Genomic DNA, 7,520 nt, shown 5'->3' with positions numbered 1-7,520 from the left:
AGAACGTCGTGAGACAGTTCGGTTTATATCCGGTACGGACGATAGGAAATTTGAGAAGATCTACCCCTAGTACGAGAGGACCGGGGCGGACGAACCTCTGGTGTATCGATTGTGGCCACCTGCTGCATTGTCGAGTAGCTACGTTCGGAATAGATAAGTGCTGAAAGCATATTAAGCACGAAACTAACTTCAAGATTAGATTTCCCTATGAGGACACAGAAAGATTATCTGTTTGATAGGCGCAAGGTGGAAGTATGGCAACATATGGAGCTAAAGCGTACTAATAGTCCCATCGCCTTTTTATGTCCTTATCACCCCCGTTAATACTTGTATTAACTAAGGTGATAGGGTAGACTTAACTAGTAATTGGTGAGTATCACCACGTTGATTTTTATAAATTAACTTACATCCATATCCGTGTCCATAAAGTTTAAGGACATCGAAGCAAGGTATTTTGACCCACTACTGAAGTAATAGTAGTCACAAAGCGTCAAAAAACCTTACTTCGGTGCCCATGGCGCTGGGGAAACACCTGTTCTCATTCCGAACACAGAAGTTAAGCTCAGCAGCGGCGATTATACTGCCACAAGTGGGAAACTAGCACGGTGCCGAATTATAAGAAGGACTTCCGAATAGGAAGTCCTTTTTCTTTATCTCAAAATGCTCATGGTAAAATAGAGTATAGATGACTTTAAAACAAAATATAACATCAATACTAAAAGATATCTGGAAGTTACCCAAAAAAGTAACAATTCCAAGCCTCGTTTTCGTTATATTTGTCGTACCCTATATTGTGTTTTTCGTGGTGTCTAAAAATATTGAATTTTCCTACGGGGGAACAACCTGTACGAACCAGCTAACTCTTTTCCCGGACCTCCATAAAACGGTTGGCCAATCACGTTTTCGCGTTGAACCTCAGGATATTTTTCGCCTAGGAAAAATGCCCGTCATGGCTAGTAAGATGTGTTTTATTGCCGAGAAAGCCCCTCAAGAAGGGGTTAGCGCCGTCGCTTCAGCGCCATTTGGCGCAATGCTCTTCCGCAGTCATTTCAATCTAAAGGTTGCCGATCCTCCACTCGCGAACGCTAGCTCAATCAAAGGGCCTGTCCCGGTAACGAAGCCGCTCAAAGTAAATCTGACCACTACCGACCGAATTTTCGAGTATAAATTGGTGACCGAAGGGAAAACAGCTTCATGTAAGCCACTCGAAATGGCCGTTGCATGTGATCTGCAGGCAATCAAGCTTGAACAGGGCAAGGATTACAAGATATCGCTCCAGCGCGCCTTTAAGGGTGAAGATGTCGTAACGGCCGCATCGAAGAACATTACGACCCTTACGGCTACGACAATAACGGACTCTTCCGTAAAAAAAGGCGAAACTGTATTCAGTAGACCCAAAAGCTTTGAACTAGTACCAGATAAAAAGATCGTTAAGGCGGACGCGCTCCTCAATAAAGTAAAGGACGGCAAGACAACGAAAATCGACTCAAAGGTAGTGTTGGAAGATGGAAAGCTGCGGGTTGATGTTGCAAACGAACTAGAGAGAGAAACAGATTATACACTTACGATTTCGAATGTTGAAGCAGCTGACGGGAGCTCGCTTGTCGAACCTTACGTGGTATCCTTTAAAATGTCAGGTGGTCCAAAAGTAACGGGGGTAAGTGTCGGTAAAAGCGGCGTAGGCCTATCCGCTAAAGTAGTTGTTTCATTCGACCAGGCTCTTTCTCCTACTCAAGATATCGGTAAATTAGTGACATTCGGTGGAGGCAGCGCCTCAATTGCCCGCTCGGGTAATCAGATAATCTATGGCCTTAATAACTTGCCTAAGTGTGCCGATTTTACCATTACGATTGCCAAAGGTCTTAATAGTGCCTATGATATCACCAGTAATGAAGCCTGGAGCTATAGCTCACGTACGGTGTGTCATACGGTCTCTACGATAGGGTATTCCAAACGTGGACGGGCAATTAATGCCTATTTCTTTGGAAATGGAGCTTCAACAGTACTCTACGTGGGCGCGATTCACGGAAATGAGTCCAGTTCAAGCTATATTCTGAATGACTGGATCAATGAATTAGAAGCAAATGCCAAAAATATCCCAGCTAATCGCCAGATTGTTGTCGTGCCGACAGCTAACCCTGATGGAATGGCCGCGGGAACGCGTAATAACGCTGGCAACGTTAACTTGAACCGTAATTTTGCTACGAGTGACTGGAAGCAGGACATCAATGATACCAATGGCACAGTGCCAAGCGGAGGTGGCACGAGTCCTATGTCAGAACCCGAAACACGGGCTATTGCCGATCTCTCTTCGCAGCTACGGCCGCGTCTTGTTCTTTCGTATCACGCGGTGGGAAGCGTAGCTATCGGTAATGAGGCAGGCGATTCAGGGGCGTTAGCCGCAAAATACGCCAGCCTTGTCGGCTATAATAATGGTACGGGTAATAGTGATGAGATCTTCGATTACGAGATATCGGGAACGTATGACGACTGGTTGGCACAAAAACTAGGGTCGCCGAGTATTATTATAGAGCTAGGCAGCTATTCATATCGTAATTTCGGACACCACAGACAGGCCTTCTGGGCTATGGCTACAAGTTAAAGCACGCTACATACCCTATAAGTATTAAAAACGACCAATCTCGCAGATGTGGTCGTTTTTAATTGAATGAATCTAAATTTGGGATTCAAACAGGTGCATATTTATAATATAGCACGAGCTGAATATATGCAACAATCTATATATAATAATAAAGTACTTATGTAAACCTTGACATTAAGCATAAGAAATGTTATGATGAATTCATACACATACCATGTGTGAGGTAAACCTATAGGGCGGAGGCTCTATAATAAAGAGGAGAATTAGTACCATGGCAGGAACAAAAGCTGGCGGCCAAAAAGCGGCTGCACGTAACCTAGCGAAAGACCCAAACTTTTACGCCAAAATTGGTGCAAAAGGTGGCCGCAACGGCCGTACTGGTGGCTTTGCTGCTAACCCTGAACTAGCACGTATTGCTGGTGCAAAAGGTGGCCGTATTTCACGCCGCAAAAAAGTAACTGAAAAAGTTGCTGCGTAGTTATCTTAACTACTTACAAAAACACCCGCTTTTCGCGGGTGTTTTTGTATTAGAGGGTGTATCTTCGTAGCGCGCAGATACGCGCTTCATTAACGCGCCATTTAGTTCGACAGGCCAAACATCTGTACTCTTCTCTTTTAGTCTGCATCCCTGTCGCCTGGCAGGTAGGGCAGGTACTTCTGGCATGAAGCCAGTCACGGTAACTATCAAGCGCGTCTTCAATGGTGTCCTCGGAGATTGTCTGGTCATAAGTCTGTCCCAACGTATCTTTGGCATATCGCCACGCATCACGCTCCATTTCTATTAAGGAAATGTCTTTCTTGTAATCTATATGGCCTAAAAGCGCATGAGAAAGTTCGTGTAATAGTGACGCTGTCTCATCTTTTACATCTTGAACGTAGGTAACGGTTTTATTGGACGGTGACCAGTGAAAGTCATCTCCTTTGACGAATATGATATCGGGGTAGTCCCGCTGTAATCTATCGGCTAGCGAGGTAATCGAGGGCATAATAATAGCATCCGTAAATGACCGCTTCTTCGGGGTGTTTTGCGGCAATAAAGCGCGGACAAGCGATATGAGGTGGAAGTTTTTCTTTTAAAATAGCTTCTAGCTTTGGTCCGTATTTTTCAAAATACGTACCAATGCTGCCGCCGATAATAATAATGTCAGGCTGAATAACAGGGACGAGTGCCAAAAACCCGCGGCTAATTCGGTCTGCGATTTGATTCCAGATACGATCGGATGTAATATCGCGGGCAAATTTGCTGTAGGCGACGGTTATCGCTTTGCCTGAAGCAAAACTCTCCCATTCGCGGACTTGGCCCTCAAACTCAACGAGTGCACGTCCACCTTCGCTATAGCGGAGTCCTGGGTCGATTTTGCCATTAGTAATAATCCCTGTCCCGATCCCCGTACTAATCGTGACATATAGCGAAGAAATAGGCATTGGATCAAGAATTCGTGTTTCAGCTAGACCAGCTAGGTTAGCGTCGTTTTCAATTAACACGGGAGTTTTTCCCAGAACACCCGAAAATGCGCTATGGGCATCAAAATCTTTCCATCCTAGATTGTTACACCAGATTGCAACGCCGTCTTTTACGATACCAGGGAGGGCGACAACAACTGCCTCGACGGGCTTGTCGCTATAGTTTTTTTGAAGTGTATTTCGAAGAAGTGTGACGTATTCGTCTTGATCCATGGGCGTGGGAAATTTAATGGTCTCGCCAATCTTCCCATCCTGACCAAACGCTGCAATCAAGGTTTTTGTTCCGCCCGTGTCCACCGTCACTAACATATAAGTAGTGTAGCATAAATCTACCAAGTTGCGTTTATTCCCGTAAAACGGTATAGTAAAGAAAAGAACGAGAGAGGGAGTGTATGGTAAAGGCAAATGAGGGTGGTTCAGTACTCAGTTTTGTGGTAATTGGAGCTATCTTGGTATTGCTACTGGTTGGCGGGACGTATTTCGTGCGTCAAAAGTTATTTGTTAGCGCGAATAGCAACGGCCAGACGCCAGATACTTCACAGCCAAAACCGTCTGATCAAACCGACACGTCAAAAGAACCTACGAAGAAGGATGAGCCTGCGAAAACGCCGGATGCTTCGCAGCCGGCTCAACCAGCTCAACCAAGTAGTCCACAGCAAAATACAGCTAGTACCCCACCTGCGGCTTTGCCACAGACTGGGCCTGCCGAGACACTCAGCGTAGCGATAGGGGCGGCATTTCTTACGGCAACATCTATCGCCTATTTGCGCTCCCGCCGCGACTACGCCTCTCTTTGACTTATCTGTTACAAAAGAGTACAATTAAAGGTAATGTAGGAGCGCTATATTAGCGCGCTTCAGAATAATATCAATTAAGGAAGGAGTCTTACTAAGACTTATGGCAACTAAAGCCGCAATAACAATGGATGATTTGCTCGCCTCGTCAGAAGAGAGCGTCAAGCAATTAACAGCAGGAGAAGTAATCACGGGAAAGGTTCTAACGCTTCGTAAACACGAAGTGCTTATCGACCTTGGTGCTCAGGGCGTAGGATACGTTCCTCGCCGCGAAGTGGGATTTTCCCGTGCGCTAAAAGAAGGTGACGAAGTCACTGCAAGCGTTGTTGACGCCGAACTTGATAACGGATATTCACTCCTTTCACTTCGAAAAGCCGCAAAAGACCGCGGCTGGGAAGAAGTTGCTGCCAAGCTTGAAAGCGGCGACATCATTGATGTTTCACCGTACGATGCTAACCGTGGCGGTCTGCTTGTTGAATACGAAGGTGTCCGTGGATTCCTTCCTGTCTCACAGCTTTCAGCTGAACATTACCCACGCGTAGGTTCAAGCGACAAAGACGAAATCCTACAGCGCCTTAACGCCCTTGTCGGACAGACTTTGAAGGTCCGTATCCTTGATAGCGACCGCAAAGCTAACAAGCTAATCTTCTCTGAAAAAGAAGCCATCAAAGATGGTCTTGCGGAACGATTCGAAAAACTAAAGGTTGGTGACAAAGTAACTGGTGTCGTAACTGGTGTTGTCGACTTCGGTGTATTCGTAAATGTCGAAGGTATCGAAGGTTTGGTGCACATCTCGGAAATTAGCTGGGAGCGCGTGAACAACCCTAACGACTACGTAAAAGTTGGTCAAACAATCGAAGCAAAGATCATTTCGATCGACAAAGACCGCCTAAGCCTAAGTATCAAACAGCTTACTCAGGATCCATGGTTGGACGAAGTCGAACAGTTCAAACCAGGTACGGCTGTCGAAGGTACGGTTACCCGTATTACACCATTTGGTGCTTTCGTACAGATCAGCCCTGCTGTTGAAGCCCTTGTTCACATCTCTGAACTTGGCGACGGTAACGACGTAGATCCTGAAAAAGTCTTTACGCTCAACGAACGAAAGAACTTTGTTGTTCTTGATGTCGACAAAGAGAACCGCAAGATCTCTTTGAGCCTTGCTGACAAGAAAAAGAAATAAGCCCCGCCGGGTATAAATTCCGTCATCTAAAGAGTGACGGGTAGAAAGGAGCCTCAGTCATGACCCCAGAAAAAGTACTTGTTGTCGCTGACTCAATTACCGTTGGTGAACTAGCTGAAACGCTCAATTTGCCCGTCACTACTTTAATTGGCGAACTATTTAAAAACGGTATCGTCGCTACTATTAACCAGCGAATTGATTTTGAAACCGCGACGATTATCGTTGAAGAGCTTGGCCTTGATGTCGAGCTGCAAAAGAAGGAAAACGTTACCGCTGAACGTGTAGTGCACCAGCTAACGGATAAAGCAGTTCTGCGTCCGCCAATCGTTGCCGTTATGGGTCACGTTGACCACGGTAAAACCAGCCTTCTCGACGCTATTCTAGAAACTAAAGCCGTTGAAGGCGAAGCTGGCGGTATCACGCAGCACATTAGCGCTTACCAAACAGAACGAAAAGGCCGCTCAATCACGCTCCTGGACACTCCTGGACATGAAGCCTTTGCCGCACTTCGCCAGCATGGCGCAGCGCTTACTGACGTCGTTATTATTGTTGTTGCCGCAGACGATGGCGTGATGCCTCAAACAGTTGAAGCAATCCGCTTTGCAAAAAGCGCGAATGCCAAAATCGTTGTCGCTATCAACAAGATTGATAAAGAAGCCGCCAACTCACAGCTAGTAAAAACCCAGCTTGCAACCGAACATGGCCTAAACCCCGAAGAATGGGGTGGAGACACTGTCATGGTCGAAGTAAGTGCCAAAACTGGCCAAAATATCGACAAGCTGCTTGATATGGTTCTTCTGGTTGCTGACCTAGAGGAGCTAAAGGCAGACATTGATGTTCCCGCTGAAGGTCTCGTCATCGAATCTCACATGGAGACAGGTCGCGGATCAGTCGTCGGACTGCTTGTCGAGCAAGGCGAACTAAAACCAGGTGCTTTCCTGGTTGCTGGTACAGCCTACGGTAAAATCCGTACGCTATTAGATTTTAAAGGCAAGCCGATCAAAAGTGCTGGCCCCGCCACACCGGTTACCGTCACTGGATTCAAAGAACTGCCACAGTTCGGCGACGTATTTAACATTGTTAAAAACGAAAAAGAAGCTCGTCATGCAACACAGATTGCTAAAACAGAACGCGAAAAGAATGCAGCCAGCACAAACGTTACCGGCGCTGACATGCTAAAAATGATGACCCAAAAACACGAAAGCCAAGACGTGAACGTTATCGTCAAAGCCGACGTGCAAGGATCACTTACCTCTGTTATGGATAGTCTCCGCCTCGTAGATACAGGCGGCGAAATTACCCTTCGTATCGTTGGAAGCGGTGTCGGTAATATTTCTGAAAGTGATGTTCGTTTAGCTGCCGACGGCAACACAATCATCTACGGCTTTAACGTTGAACTTCCACCTGCCGTTAAGCGTCTTGCGATGCGTGACAAAGTGCAAATACGTATTTTTAAAGTAATCTACGAACTATTAGA

Annotated in this window: 7 protein-coding genes and 2 rRNA genes; 7 read left to right on the top strand and 2 right to left on the bottom strand. The window is 46.1% G+C overall.

Annotated features, from left to right (window positions below; genetic code table 11):
- From VK497_00555 to VK497_00540, 4 genes are all read left to right on the top strand, one after another.
- A 23S ribosomal RNA gene (locus tag VK497_00555) occupies positions 1 to 305 on the top strand; the annotation flags it as partial.
- Between the two features lie 199 nt (positions 306 to 504).
- A 5S ribosomal RNA gene (rrf, locus tag VK497_00550) occupies positions 505 to 614 on the top strand.
- A gap of 71 nt (positions 615 to 685) precedes the next feature.
- Complete coding sequence (locus VK497_00545; protein HMI08873.1) at positions 686 to 2,602, top strand: M14 family metallopeptidase; 1,917 nt, start codon at positions 686 to 688, stop codon at positions 2,600 to 2,602.
- 271 nt (positions 2,603 to 2,873) lie between these two features.
- Entirely contained in the window at positions 2,874 to 3,080 is a 207-nt protein-coding gene (locus VK497_00540) for a hypothetical protein (protein HMI08872.1), read from the top strand.
- 49 nt (positions 3,081 to 3,129) lie between these two features.
- Here VK497_00540 and VK497_00535 read toward each other — a convergent pair whose 3' ends face one another.
- The gene (locus tag VK497_00535; protein ID HMI08871.1) at positions 3,130 to 3,588 is read right to left on the bottom strand and encodes a hypothetical protein; all 459 of its coding nucleotides are present in this window, start codon (positions 3,586 to 3,588) and stop codon (positions 3,130 to 3,132) included.
- A complete protein-coding gene (locus VK497_00530) occupies positions 3,560 to 4,375 on the bottom strand; it encodes an ROK family protein (protein HMI08870.1) in 816 nt (271 codons plus the stop codon). The genes VK497_00535 and VK497_00530 overlap by 29 nt, the downstream gene beginning before the upstream one ends.
- Before the next feature lie 83 nt (positions 4,376 to 4,458).
- On the opposite strand from VK497_00530, the gene VK497_00525 reads away from it, so the two are divergent.
- From VK497_00525 to infB, 3 genes are all read left to right on the top strand, one after another.
- Positions 4,459 to 4,863, top strand: coding sequence for a hypothetical protein (locus VK497_00525; protein ID HMI08869.1), 405 nt, complete (start codon positions 4,459 to 4,461; stop codon positions 4,861 to 4,863).
- Positions 4,864 to 4,963: 100 nt separating this feature from the next.
- Entirely contained in the window at positions 4,964 to 6,043 is a 1,080-nt protein-coding gene (locus VK497_00520; protein HMI08868.1) for a S1 RNA-binding domain-containing protein, read from the top strand.
- 59 nt (positions 6,044 to 6,102) lie between these two features.
- Positions 6,103 to 7,520, top strand: a 1,418-nt coding sequence (gene infB, locus VK497_00515; protein HMI08867.1) for a translation initiation factor IF-2, incomplete at its 3' end; no start/stop codon positions are given.

It is taken from the genome of Candidatus Saccharimonadales bacterium (assembly GCA_035317825.1).
In the GTDB taxonomy this organism is placed as follows: Bacteria; Patescibacteriota; Saccharimonadia; order Saccharimonadales; family Saccharimonadaceae; genus DATHGB01.
Note: the sequence above shows the minus strand (reverse complement) of the source record. Positions and strands in the feature narration are given on the sequence as shown.

Bases quoted from the DNA above. Each gene is read 5' to 3' on its own strand.
- VK497_00545 (HMI08873.1), top strand. From the start codon at position 686: ATGACTTTAAAACAAAATATAACATCAATACTAAAAGATATCTGGAAG.
- VK497_00540 (HMI08872.1), top strand. From the start codon at position 2,874: ATGGCAGGAACAAAAGCTGGCGGCCAAAAAGCGGCTGCACGTAACCTA.
- VK497_00535 (HMI08871.1), bottom strand. From the start codon at position 3,588: ATGCCCTCGATTACCTCGCTAGCCGATAGATTACAGCGGGACTACCCC.
- VK497_00530 (HMI08870.1), bottom strand. From the start codon at position 4,375: ATGTTAGTGACGGTGGACACGGGCGGAACAAAAACCTTGATTGCAGCG.
- VK497_00525 (HMI08869.1), top strand. From the start codon at position 4,459: ATGGTAAAGGCAAATGAGGGTGGTTCAGTACTCAGTTTTGTGGTAATT.
- VK497_00520 (HMI08868.1), top strand. From the start codon at position 4,964: ATGGCAACTAAAGCCGCAATAACAATGGATGATTTGCTCGCCTCGTCA.